This window comes from Verrucomicrobiota bacterium JB022 (assembly GCA_030673845.1).
Taxonomy (GTDB): Bacteria; Verrucomicrobiota; Verrucomicrobiia; order Opitutales; family Oceanipulchritudinaceae; genus WOUP01.
Window position 1 is genome coordinate 108,088 of record JAUTCQ010000015.1, and the last position, 23,978, is coordinate 132,065.

Consider the following 23,978-nt stretch of genomic DNA (forward strand, 5'->3'; position numbering starts at 1 on the left):
GCGAGGATCCCAGAGGGCATCCCTTTACTAGACGCCCTTGGTGCGTAGATCGTTCAACCAACCCAGCTTGCGCAACTCGGTTTCGAGGCGCTCGGTGGGCAGGCCCATGATGTTGTGCAGCGAACCGGTCCAGCGCTCGATGATCAGCTCGCGACCTTCCTGAATGCCGTAGGCACCGGCTTTGTCCAGCGGGTTAACGCGCTCGAAATACTGCGTAATCACGTCTTCCTCCAACTCGCGGAAGGTGACTTCGCTCGACTCGACAAAATCGTGGCGCACCTCGCGGGCGGCCCAATGCAGGCTTACGCCGGTATAGACGACGTGCGTCTGCCCGCTGAGGAGCAGGAGCATGCTGCGCGCTTCTTCGAGGTCGCCCGGCTTGTTCAGCACCATGTCGCCGAGCGCGACTGTCGTGTCGGCGGCGAGGATGGGCGCATCGGGTGCCAGTTTGGCCACGGCCTCGGCCTTGAGGCGGGCGTTGTCGGCCACCAGGGCTTGCGGCTCCGCCTCCTCGATCTCGTCCACATCGGCCGGCTGCACGCGGAAGCGCAGGCCCATCAAAGTCAGCAATTCACGTCGTCGGGGAGAACCGGAAGCCAGGATCAACTCCATAAAATACAAGGGTGGGGCAGTCGCGCCAGGACTCAAGATTTAACCGCCAAAAGGGAGAGCTGGTAGGGGGAGCAAGAATTCACCAGAAAAGGCAGAAAACTCAGAGAAGACCATGAGACGAGTGTCTGCTGGATGGGACTTCTCTTGGGCCGAAAATCAAAAGCCTTTTTCTGTCTTCTCTGCTTTTTCTAGTAAAAAATTGCGCCTTCTTCTTCTATTACTGTGCGACTTCCTGCACGCGTCCACGGACGCGGGCCAGGTTGACGACGGCGAGGTCGAGGGCGTAGCGCGCTTGCACGAGCTGGTCTTCGGCGGTGGCGAGGTTGGCTTGTGCGTCGGTTAGCTCGCTGTTGTCGGCGATGCCTTCCTGGAAAGAGGTGCGCGCGAGGTCGAGTTCGCTACGGCTGAGGCGCACGCGGCGCTCGGCGATCTCCACCTGACGGCGGGCAGCGCGGAGCTGGTCGAGCGTCAGGCGGTAGTCGACTCCCAGTTGCTGGATCGTCTGCTCCAGCTGCAGCTCGCTCTGGCGGAGCTGCGAACGCGCACGCAGGGCTTCGGCGGTGATGCGACCGCCTTCCCAAATCGGCACCGATACGCCGAGCTGGACGCCCCAGGTTTCATGGGTATCGCCCATGTCCTCCCCGTTGACGCCATAGTTGCCGGTGAGCGCGACATCGGGCAAGCGCTCGCCTCGGGCGCTGCGGAGGGCCACCTGGCTGCGCTGGATGGCGAGCCTGGCTTGCCGGACGGCAGCGCGCTGGTCGAGGATCTCCTGCAGTTGCTGGCCGTTGAAAGCCGCTTCGCCCACGTCTTCCAGTTCCGGATCGACCAACTGCAAGGGCTGGTCGAGCGGCAGGTTGAGCAGCCGCTTGAGCGTCAATTCACTTTCGTAGGCCGCCGTTTCCTGCTCCACGAGCTGGAATTCGCTGCTGGCCAGCTGCACCTCGGCGCGGTTGAGGTCGAGGGCCGAAGCCACGCCAGCGTCCGCACGCTCCTGGGCCTGGTCAAAAAGGGTCCGGTCGCGCTCGATGGCGGCTTCGATCACGTCGATCTGGCGCTCGTTGCGCAAGTGCAGGAGGTAGGACTGGCCGATTTGCTGCCAGATGTCCTGCACGGTCTCCTCAAGCTGGGCCTCGGCCACCTGTACGCCCAGCTTGGCGCCCCGGTAGCTGGTCCAGGCATTGTAGTCGAAGATCGAAAGACGGGCCTGCAGCAGGGCGCTAAAGGAATCGGTCGTGAGGGTGCCACTCAGCTGGTCGCCAAAATTCAGGTATTGCTGGTTGCGGCTCTGCGAGGCCTCGCCGGTGACGCTCGGCAGCAGGGCCGAGCGGGCGGTGCCGACGTTCGTTTGCGCTTCGGTCACCTGCTCCTGGCTCAGTAGCAGTTGCAGGTTGGCGCGGGAAGCCCGTTGTAGCGCATCCTGCAGCGTCAGGACTTGGGCCGGTGCGGTGGTCTGGGCGCGCAGCGGCAGCGTGATCCCCAGCAAGAGCAACAGAGAGAGGCATTTCATGGCAAACAAACGCTTGTTATAATCGACGGCTCCGTCAATCACAGGCAAGCAAATTGCAGAATAGGCTGCAAACTACAAGTGGTTTTGTGCGCACTTGCACCGCGCGACATAAACCCTACTTTGGGCACATGAAGATTGGCCTGGCCCAATTGAACTTTACGGTGGGTGACCTCACCGGCAACCGCGAGCGTATCCTCCGTGCTTATCACCAGTTGGTGCGCGGCGGAGCCGAGCTAGTATTGCTGCCCGAGCTGGCGGTGACGGGCTACCCGCCCCGCGACCTGCTCTTCAAGTCCCGCTTTGTGCCGGACAACCGCGAGAGCCTGGAGCTGATCGCACGCGAAGTGGGCGAGGTGCCGCTCGTGATCGGGTTTATTGCATCCAACGAAAACGAGCGGGGTCGGGCCTTCCGCAACTCCGCCGCGTGGCTGGAGCAGGGCGAGATCCGCCATGTGACGCACAAGTGCCTGCTGCCGAATTACAACGTATTCGACGAGGCCCGCTACTTCGAGCCCGCCGACGCCCCCACGGTGTATGAATGGAAGGGCCGCCGCGTAGGCCTGACGATTTGCGAAGACATTTGGACGGGCGACCAGATCGAGACCGCTCGTTACTATCGTGCCGATCCCTTGGCTCAACTGGCAGCGCAGGGCCCGCTGGACCTCGTGCTCAACCTCTCGGCCAGCCCCTGGCACTATGGCAAGGGCAACGAGCGCCTCGACCTCGTGCGCCGCGCAGCCAAGCTGACGGGCGCCCCGGTCGTCTACGTCAACCTCGTGGGCGGCAATGACGAGCTGATCTTCGACGGCGCGAGCATGGCGGTGAATGCCAGCGGTAAGCTGATGGGCGCCCTCGCCGCGTTCGACGAAGACCAGCAGGTGATCGACCTCGCCAGCGGTGGTACCATTCACCCGAGCTTTGACCGCGAGCACCTGGCCGACATCTACGACGCCCTCGTGCTCGGCACGCGGGACTACGCGCACAAGACCGGATTCAAAAAGACGCTGCTCGGCCTCAGCGGCGGCATCGACAGCGCGCTGACGGCGGTGATTGCGGCAGACGCCTTTGGCAAGGAGAATGTCTTGGGCGTAAGTCTCCCGAGCCGCATCTCCAGTCAGCACAGTCAGGACGACGCGGAAGTGCTCGCCCGCAACCTCGGCATCGAGTTCCGCAAGTTGCCGATTGGCGATGTGGTGGGCGCAGTCGAAGGCACGCTGGCCCCCCTCTTCGAAGGCCTCGCCCCCGACGTGACGGAGGAAAACGTACAGGCCCGCTCGCGTGGCGTGTTGCTCATGGCGCTCTCCAACAAATTCGGTCGCCTCCTGCTCACCACCGGCAATAAAAGCGAAGTATCGGTCGGCTACTGCACGCTGTATGGCGACATGTGCGGCGGCCTGGCGGTAATCAGCGACTTGCCCAAGACGAAGGTCTTTGCGCTTTGCCGCTGGATCAACCGCGAGCGCGAGATCATCCCCGAAAACACCATCGTCAAGCCGCCGTCCGCGGAGTTGCGCCCCGACCAGAAAGACGAGGACAGCCTGCCGCCTTACGACGTGCTCGACGAGATCCTGCGCCTCTACGTGGAGGAAGGCCAGTCGTCGCGCGAAATCATCGCCGCCGGCTTTGCCGAAGAGGTCGTGCGCGACGTCGTGCGCAAGGTCGACCTCAACGAATACAAGCGCAAGCAAATGCCCCCGGGCCTCAAGCTCAGCCCCCTCGCTTTCGGCGTCGGTCGCCGCATCCCCATCGTGCAACGCTATGTGGGGTGATTAGAGGCGCGGCTGGGGTTTAACCAGAGAAAGCAGAAAAGGGCAGAGAAGAGGTTTTAACCACAGAAAGCACAAGGGGCACAAAATATAGAGGGAGAAACCAGACCGTTTTCGACCTTCATTCGCTTTCCTGACCCTTTTCTGTCTTTTCTGGTAAAGAAGATTTTTACTTCTCCAAAACCACCCGTGCCCAGCTTACGCCGACCTTGTGCGCAAAGAGGCTGGGCTGGTTTTCGAGGTGCAAGATGGCCTTGAGACCGCAGGCCGCGCCTTGGCGGATCGTCTCTGCCGCGCTAGTGGGGAAGAGATGGGTCCCCATCCCCGCCGGGCCGTTGCGCAGCGAGATCGCGCAACGTCCACCCGGATGCATCAAGGACGCGATCCGGGCCATTGCCACCGGGCGTTCATCAGGATCGAGGTGGTGCCATACCCCATCCAGCAGGATGAAGTCGAAAGGTGCCACGTCGTGCAGGCTTTCGAGCTGCGGGAGGCTGTCTTGCTGCGAGTGGATTGAAAGGCCGGGGTAGGTCCTCCGTGCCGCTTCGACAAAGTCGCCCAGCGGCTCGACCGCCACGACCTCGTAGCCCAACCGAGCCAATGCTGCCGCATTTTGTCCCACACCTGCGCCCAGATCGAGCACACGCGCCGGCAAAGGCGGCAAATACGGCAGGAAGTCCCGATTCGTCACCGCGAAATTCAGCGTCTGGCTCGCTTGGATGAAGCGCTCGACCCCACTCTCATAGCCGCGCGTTCCGGGAGTTGCGTGCATCCAGCCATGCTCTTGCGCTTGTCGCTCCGGCACAAGCTATCTAAAGGGTAGGGATGGCCTTGCCGAAAAAATTCCACGAACTACGAGATCTGGAGGTTGATGATGTCGACCTGCCAGACTGCGTGTGGATCGTCTACGCGGTGTGTGGTGTAAAAGAGGGTAGCTGCGGGTGGGAAGGCTGGATCATTGACGCCCCACTCAAAAAGGGCGTTCCTGGTCAATTCAAGCGAGACATCCTCTGGATGCGGTCGACCGAAGAAGCCGTTTTACCCTGCGATCCCGACTGCCGTTGCCCCAAATGCGGACAAGCTCTCTACCGCACGGGCGTCAGCCTAAGAATGGAGCCGGCAGCCGATGAGACTCCGCCGATGATTCCAGGGGTTGATTATGAGTTGCTTTCGGAGAAGCGAACCAAAGTCTGTTTAACCACAAAAGGCACAAAACACACAAAAAATAACTTTGGCGACGGATGGTCTGGAAAGCCGAAATGAGTGAGAAGCCCATCGCTTTCCGAACGCTCATCATCTTCCTGACTGCCTTTTTCTGTGTTTTCTGTGCCTTTTGTGGTTAAAATCCCCTCTCATACTCTGACGCTACTCCACGCCCAGTGCGTCCAGCGTCTCGGGGGCGATTTCGCCCTTTGCGATCAACTCGCGGGCGTGGGTAGAGAGGGGGTGGTGGCCGTGGGTTTGGGCCAATACCCGTAGCTGGGCGTCGTGTTGACCGGCGTGGATGGCTTCGGCCAGAGCCGGGCCGAGGCGCAGCCATTCAAAGATCGCGCGGCGGCCCACCTGACCGGTGTGGCGGGTGGCGAGGCGCTGGGCAAGCACCCCCCGCAGGCTGGCTGCGAGGCGGTAGTTTTCGATCCCCAGATCGCGGAGGCGGGTGACGGCTCCCACGCTGTCGTTGGTGTGCAGGCTGGAGAGCACGAGGTGACCGGTGAGGGAAGCTTCGACGGCTACGCGCGCGGTCTCGGCGTCCCGGATCTCACCGATCAGGATCACGTCGGGCGACTGACGGAGCAGGGCGCGCAGGGCATCGGCAAAGCTCAAGCCGTGTTGCGGGCGCACGGCGACCTGGCCCACACCGGGGAGCTGTGCTTCGATCGGGTCTTCGACCGTCACCACCTTGCGGGTGGGGCCGCTGAGTGCGCGGACGAGGGCGTAAAGGGTCGTCGTCTTGCCCGAGCCGGTGGGGCCGGTGACGAGCAGCAGGCCTTCGCCGCAGTGAAGCTCCTGCTCCAGCTCGTACTGGATCGCCGACGGCATCTGGAGCGCATCGAGGCGGGTGGGGGCTTCGGTGTGGTCGAGCAGGCGCATGACGACCGATTCGCCGGTCAGCGCCGGCAAGATCGAGACGCGCCAATGTCGCCCCACCGCGCTGAAACGGCCATCCTGCGGGCGTCGCGTCTCAGTGGAGGCGAGCCCGGCTCGCAGCTTGAGGTGGTTGAGCAGTTCGCGGCAATGCACGGGCGGCACCTGGGGGCCGGGCTGGAGGCGACCGTCGATGCGCCAACGCAGGCGCAAAGCCGTGCCGTGGGGCTCGAGGTGTACATCGCTCGCCCGGCGCTCCAGCCCCTGCAGGAGCAGAGCTTCCAGGCGGCCCGCTTGTCCGTGGTCTGCCGGGTTTCCTGTGACTGGTGTAGATGCGGAGGGCTTCAGGGCGGCTTCGAGGTGCTCGGGGGTGGTCAGGGCCAGTACGACAGGGCGGGCGCAAAGGGCAGCCATGGCGCGGGCGGTGGTTGCCTTCGCCGGGGCGTCGAGTGCAAGGACGAGGTGGCCGTCGCGCTGGGCCCAGGGCACGATGCGGTGGGCGCGGATCCAGTCGCGTGAAAAGGCCTGCGTGGCGGCGGGCTCAAAATCGGTCAGCGTCACCATTGGCCAGCCGAGCAAGGCGGCGAGCGCGGCCACGCGGCGGGTGGAGGAGACGAGTGCGATCTGCTCCCAATACGCCAGCCAGGCTTGCGGGTCTTCGGAGCCGGTAGCGAGGCGGGCAAGGGCGATGTCGGCGGTCGAGACGTCGCGCTGGGTGCGCAGGTGCTCGACCAGCTCGGCCCATTCGCGATGGGGCGCTGGGGGAGGCGCGGCGTCGGCCATCTTAGCCTACGTGGCGCAACTGGCGTTGGCGCAGTCGCTCGATATTGTCTTCCACGGCGAGCAGGTAGGGGTTGCGCCCATTCGGGTAGGGCTCGGCGAGGTAGTGGCACACGCCGCCGCAGTCCAGCTCCAGCTTGGGGATCACAAAATCGGCCCAGAAGAGAGGGGTATTCTGCATTAATGCATCGGCACTGCGGAAGGCGCGCTCGTCGACCGGCACCTGGCGGAAATCGTCGCTCTCTTCAAATTCCTTAAAGAGCACGGGTAGCTTGTCCGGGTAGCCCGGGTCGCTCATTTGCCCGAGGAAGTCGGCTGTGCAGACCATCTGGCCCAGCAGGCGCTCCGTGGGGCTGACAAAGGGGATCGAGTCGATCAGCGAGCGCGGGCCGGTGCAACTGATGAGGTGCTGAACGGAGAAGATGTCGTCAAACGACCAGCCGAGCCCGAGGAGGTAGATCTGGGCCATTTCGCAGCTCCGGCGCTCGTGCACGAAGGTGTATTTGGCGCCCGTGCCCTCTCCGTCGCCCTTGCGCTTGAGGTAGCCGATGTCGTGCAGCAGGATGCCGTAGAGGCCCACGCGCAGGTCGTGTTCCGTCAGCGTCAGCTCGTGCACATTGCGGACGTAGGCGCTGAAGAGGCGGGCCCAGCACAAGGTGGCCTGCAGGGTATGCTCCAAATCATGGTAAACGGTATCCATGGCTTGAAAGTCCCCGAAACGCCCTTCAAAGATGTTTTGCGTACTGGTGACGGCTTCCTCGATAAAGTGGGGGTCGAAACCCGGAAAGATCCGAGTTGCCAGCCGCTGGAGTGCTGCCACCACTTCTGCGGGCCGACGGGCATCGATATCTTTGAGCGAGTAGGGCATGGAGGCAGTATGTTTCAGATCGACCGTCGGCATCAGGGCGTCCTAACCTTCACTCGGTAAACAAGCATTTTACGTCGCGCCCTTCAAGGCATTTTGCCAGCCTTACTGGTATTGAATTCTTTTTTACGCCGCTTATCCGAGCATGAGTCCGTCCAACCCAAACCCTCCGCGCGTGCGCATCGGCCTGACTGGCGGCATCGGCTGCGGCAAAAGCACGGTGCTGGAGATCCTGCAGCGCCATGGTGCCACCACGGCGCAGGCCGACTTGCTGGCGCGTGAGCAATTTGACAACCCGGAGGTGCTGAAACCGTTGCGCGAGACGTTTGGCGAGGGTATTTTCGGGCCCGAAGGAAAGGTTGACAGGGCGGCGCTCGGGCGTATCGTCTTCTCTTCACGAGAGCGGTTGGCCAAGCTTGAGGCGCTGCTGCATCCCGCAGTCCGAGCCGCGTGGCAAAAGATCTGCGACGAGCCGCACCCGCTGGTGGTCATCGAAATCCCACTGCTCTTCGAAAAAAACCTTTTCTCGTCTTTCGATCTCACCTGGTGTGTCGCTGCCGGCTCCCAAACCCGCCATCAAAGGCTGCAAGCCCGGGGATGGAACGACGAACAAATCGCCCAACGTGAAGCCAACCAATGGACGGTGGCGCAAAAAATGCAAAACGCTGATGTCGTGATCTGGAACGAGGGCTCCCTCGCTCACCTGGAGGCGCAAGTCGCTCGCGCCCTCGCCACGCCCCGCGCGTAAAAGAACACCGCCCACCCCCGTAATTTATCACCAGCCCGCAAGACCTCTCTGCGGACTTACGTTAGTGAAGATGGACGAACGATCCGAGACCCTGCCCAACGCGGAACAAAACGAAGCCGCATCCACGCCCGCACCCGCCGCCAAGAAGGCGACCCGTAAGCGCGCTGCGAAGAAGTCTGCCCGCAAGACCGCCGCCTCCGCTGCCACCCAGCTGGAGCTGACGGACGAGGCCGATGCCGTCCACACGCCGGCCGACGAAGCGGCACCCGTCAAGAAGGTGGCCCGCAAGAAGCGCGTCGCCCGCAAGATTTCCCGCGAAGAAGGCAGCAGCGAAGACGCCGCGCCCCGCGAGGCCACTCAGGCCCGCGAAGAGCCCGAAGCACCCAAGGCCCCGGCCGCGCCCGCCGCGCCGACGGCCCCGCGCCTGGCGGTGAAGCCCCCGGTGACGAAGGAGGCGGTGCCGATCAGCTATTCCTCGGATTACGACGATTGGGAAGACCGCCGCGAAGAGCCCGCCGCCAAGGCCGAAGAGCCCCGCGAAAAGCCCGAGCGCAACGACAATCGCGACCGACCCGAGCGTCAGGATCGTAACGACCGTTACGACCGGGATCGTGACCGTGACCGCGACCGTGGCAACAACCGTCCGCAAAACCAGGACCGTGGCGACCGTCAGGACCGCCCGGAACGGCAAGACCGCAACGATCGCCAAGATCGTAACGACCGCAATGACCGCTGGAACGACAAGCCGCAGCGCCCGCAGTATCAGGGTGGCGGCAATCAGGACCAAGGCGGCAACCAGGGCGGCGGTTACAACCGCAACGACAAGGGCGGCAAATACCAGAAGGGCGGCAAAGGCAATTTCAACAACGGCCCGCGCAACCAGAACCAGGGTGGCGGCAACCAGGGCAACCAAGGCCAGGGGGGTGGCGGTAACAACCAAAACAATCAGGGCGGTGGCAAGAAATTCGACAAGCAGGGCAAGTTCGACAAGAAGGCCCAGAAGCAGCAGCGCAAGGCCAAGGTCAAGGAACGCGGCAAGCGCGCTTCGGCCGACTTCTTTGGTGCCGAGCAGACCTTTACCCTCGAAGTCGGCGAACTGACCGACCTGCCCTTGCTCCGCCATCCCGACCGCATGGCCAAGGCCGCGGCGGAAGCCCGCAAGGGCGAGGGCGGCCCCGTCAACTTCAACGTGCTCCTGCAGCAGACCCTGCCGCAGCTCATCGCGACGGCGGCCGACGAGTTCGAGATCAGCCATGACAGCACTCCCGACCGCCAGACTCTGCTCACGCAGATCCTCTGGCGCGCCTGGCAGCACAAGTGGGCCATCGTGGTCGACGGCATCGTCGAGACAACCGAAGACGGTTACGGCGTCGTGGTCTACGAGCACGAGAGCTACCGCATCCGCCCGCTCAACGCCTTTATCTCCCCTGCGCTGATGAAGCTGCACGGGCTGCAGCGCGGCACTATCGTGAAGGCCCAGATCCACCCGCCGCGCATGCCGATGCCCGACGACGCGCTGGAGCAGCTCCGCGATACCGGTCGCGCCATCGAAGAAGTCGAGCAGGAGGAGAGCGACGACCGCGACCCCTACGTGCCCGGCGGCGAGGCCATCCCCGACGGTTGGGAAGACACCCTCGCCGAGCAGGCGATGGAAGCCCTCTTCCCGATTGCCGATTACCTGGCCTCGATCGACGCCGACGAGGAGAGCTGCCCCTACGTGCTCGAGATCACGCACATCATGGGCACACCGGCCAACGAGCCGCGCGAGTCGACCCCCTTTGAGGACCTGATCCCGTATTACCCGACCGAGCGCATCATCCTCGAAAACGAAGAGGCCAAGAAGTGGGACAACTTCTCGCTGCGTATCGTCGACCTCCTGACGCCCGTCGGCCTCGGCCAGCGCGGTCTCATCGTGGCGCCCCCGCGCACGGGTAAGACGATCCTCCAGCAAGGCATCGCTAACTCGATCCTCAAGAACATGCCCAAGGCGCACCTCATCGTGCTCCTGATCGACGAGCGCCCGGAAGAAGTCACCGACTTCCGCCGCCAGATCAAGTCGGGCGAGGTCATCGCGTCCACCTTCGACGAAACGCCCGAGAACCACGTGCACTGCGCCGAGATGGTGATCGAAAAGGCTCGCCGCATGGTGGAGCAGGGGCGCGACGTCATCATCCTGCTCGACTCGATCACCCGCCTCGCCCGCGCCTACAACGCGCTGGCGGCCAACAGCGGCAAGATCCTCTCCGGCGGTGTCGAAGCCACGGCCCTGCAAAAGCCCAAGCGCTTCTTTGGCTCGGCCCGTAACATCGAAGGCGGCGGCTCGCTCACCATCATCGGCACCGCCCTCGTCGAGACTGGCAGCCGCATGGACGAAGTGATCTTCGAAGAGTTCAAGGGCACCGGCAACATGGAGCTGCACCTCGACCGTCAGCTCTCCGACAAGCGTGTCTTCCCGGCCATCGAGATGAACAAGAGCGGCACCCGCAAGGAAGAGCTGCTCTACCACCCCGACGAAATGGCCAAGGTCCACAGCCTCCGTCGTGCGATGAAGGGCGTGCCCGGCACCGACGCGATGGAAATGCTCATCGGCCGCATCAAGAAGACCCAGACGAACATCCAGTTCCTCATGGGCATCAACGGCTAAGAGAGGCGTTTCTCTCCTGCTTTATGGCCGGCCTTCGTTCAGCACGAGGGCCGGCTTTTTTTGCGTCCCACGCGACTGCTTTCTGCGCTTTACAGCGTTCGATTGGTGAGGTAGTTTCGGCCTATGGCGGCACCATTATTACCTAGCTTCAAGTTCGTTGGGTGTATGGCTGCGGTAGCTTGCAGCGCTGCGACTGCCCTTGCCGTCTCCAGCTTGATTCCGGTGAACTACCACGCGACGGATGCCTTACAAGCGCCCCCGGTGCGGGACTGGATCTGGATAAAACCTCCGGTCGATGATGATTGGCCAATACTTGCTTGTTGCGACTGCGAGGAAGGCGAACCAAACGATGCACCCTTTGCGGGGCTGACCCTCTCGGAGATCGAGGATTTAATAAATTACACTCCGTTTTGAGATAGCTTTTGTTCCCCTCCGGGAGAAAAACGATTGTCGTGTCTAGGTGTCTTTTTGCTTCTGGTGAGAGCACCTGCCCAAGTTCCGTGCACGAAAAAGGCGCTGCCTCATAAAAGACAGCGCCCTGCTCATCAACTGACGGGTCGTAGGAAAACTATTCCTCGATCGCGAAGCGGTAGAAGGACGCGCCGGAGGGGGCGGGGACGGTCGCTTCGATTGGCTCGCCCAAGTCGTTCCACTGCTCGAGGTCGGCGCTTTCCTGCAGTTGGAACTGCAGGCGCAGGCCGCCGTTTTCGGGCTCCACCACGAGGCTGCCCGGCTTGAGGTTGTGGATGTCTTCGGCGGTGTAGTAGCCCAGCTGGTTGGCGTGGCCGAAGATGGTGCCGATCAGGTGGGCGTCGCTGGTGGCCGGGTCGAGACCATGCTCCACCTCGAAGGCATCGGAGAGGCCGTCGCCGTCGGAGTCGAGCATCATGGGGTTGGTGCCCAGGTTCACGAACTCCTCGTAGTTGTTCAGGCCGTCCATGTCGCTGTCCAGCTCGGCGTCGAAGTAGTCGGGCACGCCGTTTTCGTTGAGGTCTTCGGGCTCGATGGCGAGGTCGAAGCTGAATTCCTGATCCTGCGCGGTCAGGTAGCTGTCGTAGATCGGCGAGTAGCTCTTTACGTCGACAGAGCTGTCGGGGTTGATCGTGAGCAGGCGGAGGTAGCCTTCGCCCCCGAGGCTGCGCATCTGGTAGTTCACGAGCATTTGCGCCACGTTCTGGCCGGCGTCGTTGGGGTCGATGCGGAAGCCTGCGCCGTCGCCCAGCACGTGCCCGTTGACGGTCAGCACGAAGTTGTGCCGCTTCACGAGCTTTTGCCACAGCTCTTCACCATCGTTCACGCCGCCCTCGGTGTTGTAGACGTGCGGGTTGTAGTCCTGCGGGCGCTCGGTGTCGGTGATGTCGTAGCGGTAGTCGTTGTTGTTCATGTAGGCGTGCGTCACCAGGATGGCCTTGCGGTTGGGGTAGCGCTCCAGGATGGAGTCGGCCCACTCGATCGTGCTGTCGCGTGGCCCCCACTCGAGGGCGATCACGATCCAGTCGATGCCGCCGGCGCGGAAGAGGTGGTAGGTGTTGTCCATCTCGCCCTCATTCATGGCGCCGCCGAAGGTCGGCCACTGCTCGTAAAACTCGGTGTGGAAGTAGTCGTTGAGGAAGGTGGCGCGGGTGCGGGCGTTGCCGCCGGGGCCGTAGTCGTGGTTACCGGGCACGAGGGCGTAGGGCAGCTTGCCGTCGAGGATGCCGAGCGATTCGCGGGCGTTTTGCCACTCGGGGATCGAGTTGACGTTCACGATGTCGCCCAGGTGCAGCACGTAGCGGATATTGTAGCGCTGACGGTTGGCGACGAGCCACGACGTCTGCGCGGAGAACACGCCCGGGTAGTTTTGCGAATAGATCTGCGTGTCGGGCAGGATGGCGATGGTCCAGGCGCCTTCGTCGATCTCGGACTCGCCCGGCTGGGGCGTGATGTCGAGGGCCGGCGTGTTCAGGTCGGTCACCAGCTTGGCGTATTCATAGAGGTTGGCGAAAAACACGTCGTTGAAGGCCGCGAGCGATTCGGGGGCGACTTGCTGGCCGCTGCTGGCGCTGAGCACCTTGTCGTTGCCCATGGCGGCGAGGAAGAAGCGGCCCTGGCCATAGGCACCCTCCATCAGGATGGGGTTGCGTGCGCGCTCGTCGCCCGAGAGCAGCACCTGGAAGCCGAAGAACTGCACAAAGGCTTCCCAGCCGGCGTCGGGGTAGTGCGGGTGCGAGGGGTTGTTGTCCATGATCCACGAGACGGCCTTGCCTTCGTTGACCGTCGGCACGCCGGCGAGCAGCGGGTGCTCGGGCGTGAGGATCAGCGGGGCGTCAAAGTCGGCATCGCTGCGGCTGGCGTCCTGCGTAGAGGGCAGGAAGGGCGGCTCGACTTCGATGGAGTCGTTTTGGGTAAACTGGATCAGCAGGCCGCGGCGGTCGATGTAGTCGTCGAGCATGTCGCCATACTCGGCCATGTAGGCGGCGTAGGCGGGAGATTCGGAGACAAAGGAGCCGAGGGCGATCAGGTCCACATCGGTCTCGCGCTCGCCATCAAACGGCGGAGCATCGAGGGGCAGGGGCTCGACGTGGAAGCCCGCACGGCGCAACAACTCACCCAGGCCCACGCGGCTGGTGTAGCTGTCGACGCTTTCCCACACGTAGGCACGCAGGCCGTGCGGGTTGGCGTCGCTGGGGTCGGCGGACGGGTTGGGGGTGCTGCCGATGGCCGAGGGGTCGGGCATTTGCGGCTCTTCCGGCGCGGGCGTCACGGGGTCGCCGGGGGCGCGGGAGGCGAGGTCGAACACGCCGATCGCGCCAAAGCTGTCGGAGGTGGCGGAGGCGGTCACCGTCACGGTGATTTCGCCGGAGGCGTTGGGCACCATGCCGTCGACACGGGCCACGTTGCTTTCATTACCGACGATCACGAGCGTAGTCGTCTCGGAGGTGGCGCCGGCGACGGCGTAATCGGTATCGAAAACCTGGGGTGCCCGCCGGTTGGTGGAGGCGAAGAACTGCAGGTCGTAGACCGTATTGCCGCTCGGGTCGAGGCCGCCGATGACAAAGGCCCCGCTGGTGTCGGCGGAGCCCTTGGTCACATACCAGAAGTCGCCGGTGGCGGAGGGCGTGTAGACCTTTTCCGTGCCGATCGTATTGGAGCTGGAGGCCGGGAAGGCATCGGTGAAGGTCACCGTCAGGCCCTCGGCCGGGTTGCCCTCCATGTCGACAAAGCCGGTCGCGCTGGTGGCGGTCCGGTCGGAGAAGTTGTTCCAGTAAGTGCCGAAGAGGTCGGGGCGAGCGCTTTCTTCGTTGGCAAGGCCGAAGTCGAAGACGTAGCGCTCCGCGCTCAGTTGGCCGGTGAGGCTGGCCAGGAGCGTGAGAGAGAGGAGGCTGGTTCGCGTCATGCGTTGCCAGAGTCCGAGACTCAATACCAGCCTGTCAAAAGCTCTACGGTTACATGTTCGCGCCGCAGGTGACGGTTTGTGACAATGTAAACCTTCGCCGGAAAATGCGTAACGAAATAGCTGATACGGCCTGCCAAAGCTGTCTATCTACGGCGCCGGCAGGCTCCAAGGGCCAGTGCCGCCAAGCCCGCCAGCAGGGCGATCGCCCGCGGCTCGGGCACTTGAGGGTAGCGCGGCTCGTAACCGAGGTCGGCCAGCCCGGCGAGGTCGAGCGCGGTGACCTCCTTGCGCTGACCGGCGGAGAGGTAGGGCGCGAGCAGGGCGGCTTGCTCCTCGCCCTCCAGCGTGGTGCTGTCGATGCCGGGCCCCCAGTGGCTGCCATCTTCGGAGACGGGCACCGGCTCGCCATTCAGCGCCGAACTGGCGGCACCATGGAAGAGCCCGTCTTCGCCCACCAGCGTAAACCAGCTTTCGGCCGTGCCGAGGCCCAGCAAGTGGATCAGCTCGTGCAGCGCCACCGTGTAGAGGTCGAACTGACCCGGAAAGGCTTCCAAGGTCGAGACGTCGTCATCGAAATACCAGTCGATCTCGGAGTCGAAGCTGATCGCGCCGCCCCACGAGCCGAAATCGGTGGCACCCTCGCTCCAGACGTCGCCTTGACCACGATGCAGCGATTCCAGAAACGCGTTACTGCCGGTCGCGTTTTCGTACCAGCCGGGCCCACCGTAGGCCAGCACGTTGTCGGGCAGGGCCAGGGCACCGGCGAAGACCAGCAAGGTGTCGGCCGCGATGTCGAGCCCCGGTGCGTAAAACTCCAAATCGGTGCCCGGGTGGTAGAAGCCCATGTCATACGCATTGCCCCCTCCCGTCTGGATGGCGGTAAACTCGTCCTGCAGCAGGTTCTCCAGCGCCAAGGCCGCGCCCTCCAATGGCGCGCGACGCCAAGCGTTCTCACCTGAGAAAAAGCCTTCGATATCGTAACGGTAGTCGATCGTAAACGAGAGGGCCGAGAGGGTGCCGGAGAGGGCCAGGCCGAGACCAGTGAGCGCGATGAGCCGTTGCATGGGGTAAAAAGAAAAGAGGCCCCTAGATTTTGCCCGAACGGCCCATAAACACAATGCGAAAAAGCGTTGCTCAACCTCGACGGCGACGGCCTGCCGCCAGCGCGAGCCCGGCCAGCCCCCCGAGGAAGGCCACCGTCTGCGGTTCCGGTACCTGCACGGGATAGCGGATCTCCCAACCCAGGTCTTCCATCCCTGCGAGATCGAGCAGCGTCAGCTCCTTGCGCAGCCCCGGTATGACCCACGGGTCGACGAGGACAAATTGCTCATCGCCCGCAAGGGTGGTGCTGATGAGGTCTTCCTTCCAGTGGGCATCGTCGTCGAGCGGCACCGGACCGCCGAAAAGCTCCATCGCGGCCTCGCCGTAGAAGAAATTCTCGTCCTTTTGCGCATACCAGCTGTCGGCTGTGCCCAGGCCCAGGACGTGACCCAGTTCGTGCAGCGTCGTGCTGTAGAAGTCGAGTTGGTCAGGGAAGGGCTCGATGGTCGACACGTCGTCGTCGAAATACCAGGCCTCGCTGGTGTCGAACGTTATCATACCGCCCCAGACGCCAAACTCGTCGGCGTGGTCGCCCCGTGCATTGGCCTGCCCCCGGTCGAGCGAGGCGAGGAAGTCGGGGTCGGTGGAGTCGGTGCGGTAGAGGCCCCAACCGCCGCGCGCTGCCGCTTGGCCGGGATAGTCGGTTGCGCCCACAAACACCAGGATCTCGTTGGCCCGCAGGTCGAAGCCGGGGATGTAGACGGATTCGAACGTATCGACGTCGTAGACCTCAAACTCGTACTGGTTGCTGCCGCCGGTCTGGATCGCCGAAAAGTCGTCTACCAACAAACCTTCAAAGACATTCGCTGCCCGTTCGATATGGGCACGCCGCCACGCGTTCTCGCCGGAGAAAAATCCAGCTTCGTCGTAACGATAGTCGAAGGTAAACGAAATGGCCGAGACGCTGGCCGCGAGGGCCAGCATGAGGATGGACAGAGACGTTGAACTGCGCATTGAGAGCGTGAAGAGGACGCCTAGAGACGGCGACGGCGGTAGCTGACGATGCCGAGGACAGAGAGACCAGCGAGCAGGGCGTAGGTGCGCGGCTCAGGGACTGCCACAACGTAATCGGGGTGGATTTCCCAGCCTAGATCATCAAGGCCAGCGATGTCGAGGCGCGTGAGATACTTGCGCACGTTGGCCGCGATGTCTGGATCCATGATCACTTCCTGCGTTTCGCCGTCGAGGGTTTCGCTGGTCACCCCATTGGCCCAGTGTCCTCCGGTGCTGTTGACCGGCACGGCGCTGCCATAGAGCGCGATCGAGTTCTCGCCTTGGAAGAGGTTGTTGTCGTCGATCAGGTTTTTCCAACTGGCGGCTGTACCCAGGCCGAAGACGTGGCCAAACTCGTGCACGGCGACCGAATAGAAGTCGAACCGGCCGGCGAAGTCTTCCACCGTGTCCACATCGTCGTCGAAATACCAGGGCGCGGTGGTGTTGAAGGTCATGAACCCGCCCCAGTTGGCAAAGTCGTCGGCTGTTTCGCCCGTGACGGAGCCTTGACCGCGATTCACCGTTTCGAAAAAGCTCTGGGTGCCATAGCCTTCCCAGCCGCCGTAGCCACCACGCCCGAGGGTCGTACCGCCCAAATCAAACCCGCCTGCGTAGATGATGACTTCGTTCGCCGCTACGGGCCGGTCCACGACGGTCGTGGTTGAGCCGTCCCCCGGGTTGTAAATGTATTGGGTGTAGGTGTTGGGCGCTGTGGGTTGGATGGCGCTCAGCTCGTCGACCAGCAAGCGTTCGTAGACTTTGGCGGCCTCTTCCAGATAGATCCGGCGATAGGCGTTATCCCCCGAGAAAAAGCTGTTGGTATCGTAGGTATAGTCCAGGGTGATCTGCAGGCCATGGGCCGCAGTCGTGATCAATCCAATCGTTATTAAAGGGAGAAGTGTGCGCATGGTAAGATCCCGCGAGCAGGATGAAGGGTGAACTCGTTGATTTATATCGGCCGAACAGGATCGGAATCTCAATACTTCCGATGTCGTTTCTGGGTCGCAACTTTGTCAACGTAACGTAAACCAGCGCTCTGGCGGCGTGGGTGCTGCCGTCGCTTTTTGGATTTCCGGCGCGGGGCGGATGTGCTTAGCTGGAGGCTTTTCATGATCGAGATCCAGCAGCTTTCCCTCCGCTACGGTCCCAAGGCGCTCTACGACGGCATCAGCGCCCGCTTGGGCGACCGCGACCGCATCGGCTTGGTGGGCAGCAACGGCTCCGGCAAGTCGACCCTGCTCAAGGTGCTGCTCGGCAAGGTCGATTACGACGGCGGGCGGATCGACCGCAGCCAGGGCACCACCCTCGGCTACCTGCCGCAGGACGGCCTCGAAGCCCACGGCCAGCCCGTGCTCGAAGAAGTGATGCAGGCCGACGTGCGCACCTACGAGCTGCAGGCCGAGATGCACGCCGCCAGCGAACGCCTGCACGAGCTGCCCCATGACAGCGCGCCCTACCACCAGACGCTGGAGCACATCGGCGAGATCGAGCGCGAGCTGGAGGCCCGCGAGGCCCACAAGCTGCAGGCGCGGGCCGAAAAGGTGCTCAGCGGCCTCGGCTTTGCGCCCAAGGACTTTGTGCGCGATTGCGGCGAGTTTTCCGGCGGCTGGCAGATGCGCATTGCGCTGTCGAAGCTCCTGCTCGCCCAGCCCACTTTCCTGTTGCTCGACGAGCCGACGAATCACCTCGATTTGCCCTCCCAACGCTGGCTGGAGCAATACCTGCGCACCTACCCCGGCGGCCTCGTCCTCATCTCGCACGACCGTGCCTTCCTCGACGAGCTGACGACCAAGACTTTCGCCCTCTCGCGCGGCAACCTCTACGTCTACAACGGCAACTACAGCTTTTACGAGGCCGAGCACGCCCAGCGCAAAGCCGTTGCGCTCGCCCAGCGCGAGAGCCAGGAGCGCCAGATGGAGAAGACGCAGGCCTTTATCGATCGCTTCCGCGCCAAGGCCTCCAAGGCCGCCCAAGTGCAGAGCCGGATCAAGGCGATGGACAAGATCGAGCTGGTCGAGATCGAAGACGACGAGGCGAGCGTCAGCTTCAAGTTCCCGCCCGCTCCCCGCTGCGGCGCCACCGTGCTCGAGATCAAGGGCCTGCACAAGGCCTACGGCAGCCTCCGCCTGTTTGAGGGCTTCGACCTCAAGATCGAGAAGGGCGAGCGCCTCGCGGTGGTGGGCGTCAATGGTGCCGGTAAATCGACCCTCGCCCGCATGATGGCAGGCGACGAGCCGATGGACCAGGGCACGCGCGAGCTGGGCCACCAGGTGCAGCTCAGCTACTTCGCCCAGCACCAGACGGAATCGCTCGACCCCAACGACAACGTGGTGCAGGCGGCACTGCGCGGTCTCAATGCCACCGAGCAGCAGGCCCGCGACGTCTTGGGCTCGTTCCTCTTCCGGGGCGACGAGGCCTTCAAGCCCGTGCGCGTGCTCAGCGGCGGCGAAAAGAACCGTCTCGCGCTCGCTCGCATGCTGCTCCAGCCCGCCAACTTCTTCATCCTAGACGAGCCGACGAACCACCTCGACATGCAGAGCAAGCGCACCCTGCAGCAGGCGTTGCGGCTCTACGACGGCGGCTTTTGCATCATCTCGCACGACCGGGACTTCCTCGACCCGATCGTGCAAAAGGTGCTCGAAATCAGCCCCAGCGGCCACCGCATGTTCTGGGGCAACGTCAGCGAATACCTCGCCAAGGTGGAGGCCGATCAGGCGGCTGCCAGTGCCGCCGCCGCGGGCAAAGCCACCAGCGCCGCCGTGCCGGTCGACAATCTCAACGCCAAGGAGCGCCGCCAGCGCGAGGCCGAAAAGCGTCGCGTGCTCCAGCCCCTGCGCCAGAACGTGGAGCGTCTGGAGGCCGAAGTCGAGCGCCTCGACGCTGCCATTGCCACGTGGGAAGAAAAGATGAAAGATGCCGCCTTCTTCTCCCGCAGCGACGGCCTCAAGGAAGACATGCAGGCCTACGAGCAAACCAAGCGCGACCAGCAAAATGCGATGGAAGCCTGGGAATTCGCCCAGGTCGAACTCGAAGAAGCCGAAGAGCGCTGGCAGGGGTAGGGGAGTGGGTTGAAAAGCAAGTAGGTAGTAGGTGTCACGCGAAGTCGCCAAGATGCAAAAGAAAGATTTTTGATCCCCCTTTTGATGAGGGGCTTCTTCGCGGCTCTGCGCCTTGGCGTGAGGCCTCTTGTTTAGAGCGCTCTCCACTGCGCCACTTCCTGCAACCGTTCCTTATCGGCGGCGAAGGTGAGGGCTTGCTCGGCGCGTGCGAGGGCTTGGGCGGCGTGCTCGTGGGAGTAGCGGATGAGTTCGGCGTCTCCCGTGCGGGCGAGGGCGGCGAAGGCCTTTTGGAGGCGGATCTGCACCTCGGGGGAGGTGGCACCGTCGCGTGCGATGGGCGGGAAAAAGTCGTCGAACATGTCGTCGGCCTTGAGTGGTGGCACGTAGACGCGCTGGTAAATGCGTTCCCCTTCGGGGGCGACCAGCTTCTTGCGCTCGGCCCAGCGGGACAGGATACGCACGCCTGTGCCGATGACCTGGATTGCCGTGCCCGGATCGTTGATGGCCGGGGAGAGGGCGCGGATGGCGATCTCATGCAGCACGGCGAGCCCAAAGCGCGGATCCTGGCGGAAGGAGCGCGTGTGGCCCATGATGAAGCCGCGCCGGATCTCCGCCCACACCTCTTCGCCGGCGAGTTCGCCCCGCACGTGTGCCAAAGGGAGGGTGGCGTCGAGGAATTTACCGGGTAAGGCAGCCACGTAGATGTCGACGCCATATTCCTGGGCCGTCGCCGCGAGGTGCGGCATGTCGATGTGCTGGACGTAGGCGACGGTTTCGGCCGCCACCGGCACGGCGTCGGCGGGAATGGCATCATCTTGTAATAACGGCACGCCGCCGAGGTAGGGTGTGCGCAGACGGGTTTCGAGGGCTACGGTCGCCGCCCGCTCCACGCGGTCGATCGTTTCGGTAACACGGCCGAGCCGCGCGAGGTATTCGATCCAGCTCAAGAGGGCTACGACGATCATTACGATCACACCGATCGTGACGACGAAGAGGATCAGCCGCCCCTTTTCTCCATAGACTCCCGTCTGGAGGGTGACGATGCCTACGATGCTGAAGATGAAAGCGCCGAGGAAGGTGGAGAGCGCGCGATGCGAGAGCTTGTCTTCGATCAGCAGCTGGGTGGCGCGCGGGGTGACGTTGCTGGTGGCCGCCCCATACGCTGCCACCATCGTGCTGAGCGAGAAGATCGTGACCGAGAGCATGCTGGTCGCGAGGATGTTGAGGATGGAGCCCACCGAGTCGGCCCCGATCTTCTGCGGCAAGTCGAAGGGGATGAACTGCTTGAGCAGGATGGCCAGTAGCGGCGTGATCACCGCCACTACGCCATAGAGGCTGGCGTTCACCCAAAGGCGCGACGAGAGCTGCGAGATGATCCAGAGAAAGCGCGACATGCGTAAGGCACGTATGCTCAACTGGCTCGGGGTCGCAAGTTGTCGGCGCAAGGAGATGCGGCTGCGCAACCAGCCACGCGCAAAAAAGGCAGGCCCCGTGGTGGGAGCCTGCCTGCCAAAAACCGTCGAATCCGCCGTATTTAGGCTTCTTCTTCCTCGACCTGGACGACGCGGGAGATGCCGATGAGCTTGTCGCCTTGGGCGAGGTTCATCAGGCGCACGCCCATGGTGCTGCGGCCGACGACGCGGATGCCGTTGACGGGGCAGCGGATGGATTGGCCGCTACGGGTCAGGAGCATGATTTCGTCTTCGTCGCGCACGCTGAGGGCGCCGACCACGGCTTCGGTGCGGATGGCGATGATGCCGGAGCCGCCACGGTTCTGCACGCGGTATTCCTCGAACTCGGTGCGCTTGCCTTGGCCGTTGGCGCCGGCGATGAGCAGCTTGGCTTCGGGGTCGATGACTTCGATCGTCACGACGGAGTCGTCGTCGTCCTTGAGCGTGATGCCCTTGACGCCCCGGGTCGCGCGGCCCATTGGGCGCAGTTGCTCTTCGGCGTTGAAGCGGATGCTCATGCCGCGGCGGGTGACCATGACCAGCTCGTCTTGCGGGCGCACGAGCTGCACGCCGATGAGGGCGTCACCTTCGTCGATGTTGATGCCGATGATGCCGCCCTTGCGGAAGTTGCGGTAGTCGACCAGCGCCGTCTTCTTCACGATGCCCTTGCGGGTGGCCATCACGAGGTGCCAGTCGGCCGCTTCGAAATCCTTGATCGGGATCATCGCAGCCACGGTCTCGTCTTTCTGCATCTCAAGGACGTTGGCGAGGCTGCGGCCCTTGGCCACGCGGGTGCCTTCGGGGATGTCGTAGACCTTCTCCACATAGACGCGACCGCTGTTCATGAAGAACATCATGTAGTCGTGCGTGCTGGCGGTGAAGAGGCGCTCGACAAAGTCGTCGTCGTGCGCGCCGGAGCCGATGATGCCCTTGCCGCCGCGCTTCTGGCTGCGGTAGTCGCTCACCTTGGTGCGCTTGATGAAGCCCTTGCGCGAGACGGTGATGATGCAGCCTTCGTTGACGATGAGGTCTTCCATGCGGAATTCGCCGCTGTCGTCGACAAACTGGGTCTTGCGCGGGGTGGCGTACTTGTCGCGCATGATCTTCAGCTCGTCCTTGATCACGGCAAGCAGCTTGGGCTCGTTTTCGAGGATCTCGCGCAGCTCGGCGATGAGGCGCATCAGCTCGTCGTATTCGGCCTGGATCTTGTCGCGCTCCAGCCCGGTGAGCTGGTAGAGGCGCATGTCGAGGATCGCGTTGGCCTGGCGCTCGGTGATGGGGTAGCGCTCCATCAGGCGCTCGCGGGCCTCTTCGCGATTGGCGGAGGCACGAATGATGCGCACGAAGTCGTCGAGGTTGTCGAGCGCGATCAGGTAGCCTTCGAGGATGTGCGCGCGGGCTTCGGCCTTGGCCTTGCGAAACTCGGTGCGGCGGCGGATGACTTCGCGGCGGTGCTCGATGTAGACTTCGAGCAGCTCCTTGATGTTCATCTCCTTCGGGCGGCGGTTGACGAGCGCGAGCAGGATAACGCCAAACGAGCTTTCGAGCGGGGTGTGCTTGAAGAGCTTGTTGACGATCACGCGGGGGATTTCGCCGCGCTTGAGCTCGATCACGATGCGTGTGTTTTCGTCGGACTCGTCACGCAGGTCGCTCACGCCTTCGATCGTCTTTTGCTGGACGAGTTCGGCGATCTTGGAGACGAGGTTGGCGCGGTTGACGTTGTAGGGGATCTCGGTGATGACGAGCTGTTCCTTGCCGCCCTTGATCTCTTCGGTGTGCACGACGCCGCGCATGCGCACGATGCCGCGGCCGGTGCGCATGTAGCTGTCGATGCCGCTGCTGCCGAGGATGCTGCCGCCGGTGGGGAAGTCGGGCCCCTTGATGATCTTCATCAGCTCGTCGAGTTCGAGCTGCGGGTTGTCGATCAAGGTAATGGTGCCGTCGATCAACTCGCCGAGGTTGTGCGGCGGGATGTTGGTCGTCATGCCGACCGCGATACCCGTCGAGCCGTTCATCAACAGCGAGGGCAGGGAGCTGGGTAGCACGCTCGGCTCGGTCACTTCCTCATTGTAGTTGGGGACGAAGTCGACCGTGTTTTCGTCGAGGTCCTGCAAGAGGGCTTCGGCGGCGGAGGTGAGGCGACACTCGGTATAGCGGTAGGCGGCGGGCGGGTCGTTGTCGATACTGCCGAAGTTGCCTTGCGGGTCGATCAACGGAGTGCGCATGACCCAGTTTTGCGCGAGGCGCACGAGGGTGTCGTAGACGGCCTGGTCACCATGCGGGTGGTAGTTACCGATCACATCGCCGACGACCTTGGCGCACTTGTGGAACTGGCGGTTGTGGAGCATCCCTTGCCGGATCATGGCGTAGAGGATGCGTCGCTGCACCGGCTTGAGCCCGTCGCGTGCGTCCGGCAGCGCCCGACTGATGATCACCGACATCGAATAGTCGATATAGGCCCGCTCCATCACCTCGGTGATGTTCGTCGGGGTCAGCTTTTCATTCGCAGAATACATGAGGAGAAAGTGGGAAAAGGAAATTGATTAATGAACAGGAGTTAAAAGGAGTTAAAAAGAGTGCTGCTTTTCGTTCAGGTAGAGACGGTGGATTCCGTTTTTGAGCGAGACTTCGTGAAAATTCAGCAGAAGGCCTACCTCTAGGTTTAATAGCTTCATATAGCTCATGATTTGTGCTTTATGAATTGGTATGATGGCTTCGACAGCTTTTAGTTCTACGATGATTGCATTATTCACAATCAAGTCGCACTTCAGAGTGTGTTCCAAGACCAAGTCCCGATAACGAACTTTTACCAGCTTCTGTCGTTCGCATTTAAAACCTTGAGTGGTCAATTCGTAGGCGAGACATTGCTCGTAAAGAGATTCGAGCAGCCCAGGCCCCAGCGCGGTGTGAACGCTATAAGCTGCTTTCAGAATCGCAGCGCTAAGTTCCTGATGGGATGCTTGTTTCGCAATCACTCTTTTTAACTCC

At 62.8% G+C, this 23,978-nt stretch carries 16 protein-coding genes and 2 pseudogenes; 6 read left to right on the forward strand and 12 right to left on the reverse strand.

Annotated elements, in window-relative coordinates; genetic code table 11:
• Nucleotides 1-27: 27 nt before the first annotated feature.
• Complete coding sequence (locus tag Q7P63_11015; protein MDP0500619.1) at nucleotides 28-612, reverse strand: Maf family protein; 585 nt, start codon at nucleotides 610-612, stop codon at nucleotides 28-30.
• A 217-nt stretch (nucleotides 613-829) separates the two neighbouring features.
• Nucleotides 830-2,122, reverse strand: a complete 1,293-nt coding sequence (locus Q7P63_11020) for a TolC family protein (protein ID MDP0500620.1) — start codon at nucleotides 2,120-2,122, stop codon at nucleotides 830-832.
• 128 nt (nucleotides 2,123-2,250) lie between these two features.
• Here Q7P63_11020 and Q7P63_11025 point away from each other — a divergent pair, with 128 nt between their 5' ends.
• Nucleotides 2,251-3,891 carry an NAD+ synthase gene (locus tag Q7P63_11025; protein MDP0500621.1) on the forward strand — a complete coding sequence of 547 codons (1,641 nt, stop codon included), beginning with the start codon at nucleotides 2,251-2,253 and terminating at the stop codon, nucleotides 3,889-3,891.
• A 166-nt stretch (nucleotides 3,892-4,057) separates the two neighbouring features.
• On the opposite strand, the gene Q7P63_11030 is transcribed toward Q7P63_11025, so the two are convergent.
• A complete protein-coding gene (locus Q7P63_11030; GenBank protein ID MDP0500622.1) occupies nucleotides 4,058-4,693 on the reverse strand; it encodes a class I SAM-dependent methyltransferase in 636 nt (211 codons plus the stop codon).
• Between the two features lie 20 nt (nucleotides 4,694-4,713).
• On the opposite strand from Q7P63_11030, the gene Q7P63_11035 reads away from it, so the two are divergent.
• A complete protein-coding gene (locus tag Q7P63_11035) occupies nucleotides 4,714-5,151 on the forward strand; it encodes a hypothetical protein (protein MDP0500623.1) in 438 nt (145 codons plus the stop codon).
• Nucleotides 5,152-5,253: 102 nt separating this feature from the next.
• Here the strand turns inward: Q7P63_11035 and Q7P63_11040 are convergent, their stop codons facing one another.
• Both Q7P63_11040 and Q7P63_11045 read right to left on the reverse strand, forming a co-directional pair.
• Nucleotides 5,254-6,756, reverse strand: a complete 1,503-nt coding sequence (locus tag Q7P63_11040) for a GspE/PulE family protein (protein ID MDP0500624.1) — start codon at nucleotides 6,754-6,756, stop codon at nucleotides 5,254-5,256.
• Nucleotide 6,757: 1 nt separating this feature from the next.
• Nucleotides 6,758-7,654: a hypothetical protein gene (locus Q7P63_11045; GenBank protein ID MDP0500625.1), complete on the reverse strand. Its 897-nt coding sequence runs from the start codon at nucleotides 7,652-7,654 to the stop codon at nucleotides 6,758-6,760.
• A 109-nt stretch (nucleotides 7,655-7,763) separates the two neighbouring features.
• On the opposite strand from Q7P63_11045, the gene coaE reads away from it, so the two are divergent.
• The 3 genes and pseudogenes from coaE (at nucleotide 7,764) to rho (ending at nucleotide 11,010) form a co-directional block, all read left to right on the forward strand.
• Complete coding sequence (gene coaE / locus Q7P63_11050; GenBank protein ID MDP0500626.1) at nucleotides 7,764-8,366, forward strand: dephospho-CoA kinase; 603 nt, start codon at nucleotides 7,764-7,766, stop codon at nucleotides 8,364-8,366.
• A 1,132-nt stretch (nucleotides 8,367-9,498) separates the two neighbouring features.
• Nucleotides 9,499-9,849: pseudogene (locus Q7P63_11055) on the forward strand (transcription termination factor Rho).
• Between the two features lie 219 nt (nucleotides 9,850-10,068).
• A pseudogene (gene rho, locus Q7P63_11060) lies at nucleotides 10,069-11,010 on the forward strand (transcription termination factor Rho).
• A 568-nt stretch (nucleotides 11,011-11,578) separates the two neighbouring features.
• Here the strand turns inward: rho and Q7P63_11065 are convergent.
• The 4 genes from Q7P63_11065 to Q7P63_11080 form a co-directional block, all read right to left on the reverse strand.
• Nucleotides 11,579-14,386, reverse strand: a complete 2,808-nt coding sequence (locus Q7P63_11065) for a metallophosphoesterase (GenBank protein ID MDP0500627.1) — start codon at nucleotides 14,384-14,386, stop codon at nucleotides 11,579-11,581.
• Nucleotides 14,387-14,529: 143 nt separating this feature from the next.
• On the reverse strand, nucleotides 14,530-15,450 hold the full coding sequence (locus Q7P63_11070; GenBank protein ID MDP0500628.1) for a PEP-CTERM sorting domain-containing protein: 921 nt from the start codon (nucleotides 15,448-15,450) through the stop codon (nucleotides 14,530-14,532).
• 70 nt (nucleotides 15,451-15,520) lie between these two features.
• Nucleotides 15,521-16,411 (reverse strand): hypothetical protein, encoded by an 891-nt coding sequence (locus Q7P63_11075; protein MDP0500629.1) that lies wholly within the window; start codon nucleotides 16,409-16,411, stop codon nucleotides 15,521-15,523.
• 50 nt (nucleotides 16,412-16,461) lie between these two features.
• On the reverse strand, nucleotides 16,462-17,388 hold the full coding sequence (locus Q7P63_11080) for a PEP-CTERM sorting domain-containing protein (GenBank protein ID MDP0500630.1): 927 nt from the start codon (nucleotides 17,386-17,388) through the stop codon (nucleotides 16,462-16,464).
• A 201-nt stretch (nucleotides 17,389-17,589) separates the two neighbouring features.
• On the opposite strand from Q7P63_11080, the gene Q7P63_11085 reads away from it, so the two are divergent.
• The gene (locus tag Q7P63_11085; GenBank protein MDP0500631.1) at nucleotides 17,590-19,539 is read left to right on the forward strand and encodes an ABC-F family ATP-binding cassette domain-containing protein; all 1,950 of its coding nucleotides are present in this window, start codon (nucleotides 17,590-17,592) and stop codon (nucleotides 19,537-19,539) included.
• Between the two features lie 131 nt (nucleotides 19,540-19,670).
• Here the strand turns inward: Q7P63_11085 and Q7P63_11090 are convergent, their stop codons facing one another.
• The 3 genes from Q7P63_11090 to Q7P63_11100 all read right to left on the reverse strand — a co-directional run bounded on the left by Q7P63_11090 (nucleotide 19,671) and on the right by Q7P63_11100 (nucleotide 23,965).
• The gene (locus Q7P63_11090) at nucleotides 19,671-20,933 is read right to left on the reverse strand and encodes a DUF2254 domain-containing protein (GenBank protein MDP0500632.1); all 1,263 of its coding nucleotides are present in this window, start codon (nucleotides 20,931-20,933) and stop codon (nucleotides 19,671-19,673) included.
• 140 nt (nucleotides 20,934-21,073) lie between these two features.
• Nucleotides 21,074-23,506 carry a DNA gyrase subunit A gene (gyrA, locus tag Q7P63_11095; GenBank protein ID MDP0500633.1) on the reverse strand — a complete coding sequence of 811 codons (2,433 nt, stop codon included), beginning with the start codon at nucleotides 23,504-23,506 and terminating at the stop codon, nucleotides 21,074-21,076.
• Between the two features lie 51 nt (nucleotides 23,507-23,557).
• A complete protein-coding gene (locus tag Q7P63_11100) occupies nucleotides 23,558-23,965 on the reverse strand; it encodes a GxxExxY protein (GenBank protein ID MDP0500634.1) in 408 nt (135 codons plus the stop codon).
• Nucleotides 23,966-23,978: the final 13 nt, after the last annotated feature.

Excerpts from the sequence above, each read along its gene's own strand:
- Q7P63_11075 (MDP0500629.1), bottom strand. The coding sequence starts at position 16,411 with ATGCTGGCCCTCGCGGCCAGCGTCTCGGCCATTTCGTTTACCTTCGAC.
- Q7P63_11070 (MDP0500628.1), bottom strand. The coding sequence starts at position 15,450 with ATGCAACGGCTCATCGCGCTCACTGGTCTCGGCCTGGCCCTCTCCGGC.
- Q7P63_11025 (MDP0500621.1), top strand. The coding sequence starts at position 2,251 with ATGAAGATTGGCCTGGCCCAATTGAACTTTACGGTGGGTGACCTCACC.
- Q7P63_11065 (MDP0500627.1), bottom strand. The coding sequence starts at position 14,386 with ATGACGCGAACCAGCCTCCTCTCTCTCACGCTCCTGGCCAGCCTCACC.
- coaE (MDP0500626.1), top strand. The coding sequence starts at position 7,764 with ATGAGTCCGTCCAACCCAAACCCTCCGCGCGTGCGCATCGGCCTGACT.
- Q7P63_11035 (MDP0500623.1), top strand. The coding sequence starts at position 4,714 with ATGGCCTTGCCGAAAAAATTCCACGAACTACGAGATCTGGAGGTTGAT.
- Q7P63_11090 (MDP0500632.1), bottom strand. The coding sequence starts at position 20,933 with ATGTCGCGCTTTCTCTGGATCATCTCGCAGCTCTCGTCGCGCCTTTGG.
- Q7P63_11045 (MDP0500625.1), bottom strand. The coding sequence starts at position 7,654 with ATGCCGACGGTCGATCTGAAACATACTGCCTCCATGCCCTACTCGCTC.
- Q7P63_11080 (MDP0500630.1), bottom strand. The coding sequence starts at position 17,388 with ATGCGCACACTTCTCCCTTTAATAACGATTGGATTGATCACGACTGCG.
- Q7P63_11040 (MDP0500624.1), bottom strand. The coding sequence starts at position 6,756 with ATGGCCGACGCCGCGCCTCCCCCAGCGCCCCATCGCGAATGGGCCGAG.
- gyrA (MDP0500633.1), bottom strand. The coding sequence starts at position 23,506 with ATGTATTCTGCGAATGAAAAGCTGACCCCGACGAACATCACCGAGGTG.
- Q7P63_11085 (MDP0500631.1), top strand. The coding sequence starts at position 17,590 with ATGATCGAGATCCAGCAGCTTTCCCTCCGCTACGGTCCCAAGGCGCTC.
- Q7P63_11020 (MDP0500620.1), bottom strand. The coding sequence starts at position 2,122 with ATGAAATGCCTCTCTCTGTTGCTCTTGCTGGGGATCACGCTGCCGCTG.
- Q7P63_11015 (MDP0500619.1), bottom strand. The coding sequence starts at position 612 with ATGGAGTTGATCCTGGCTTCCGGTTCTCCCCGACGACGTGAATTGCTG.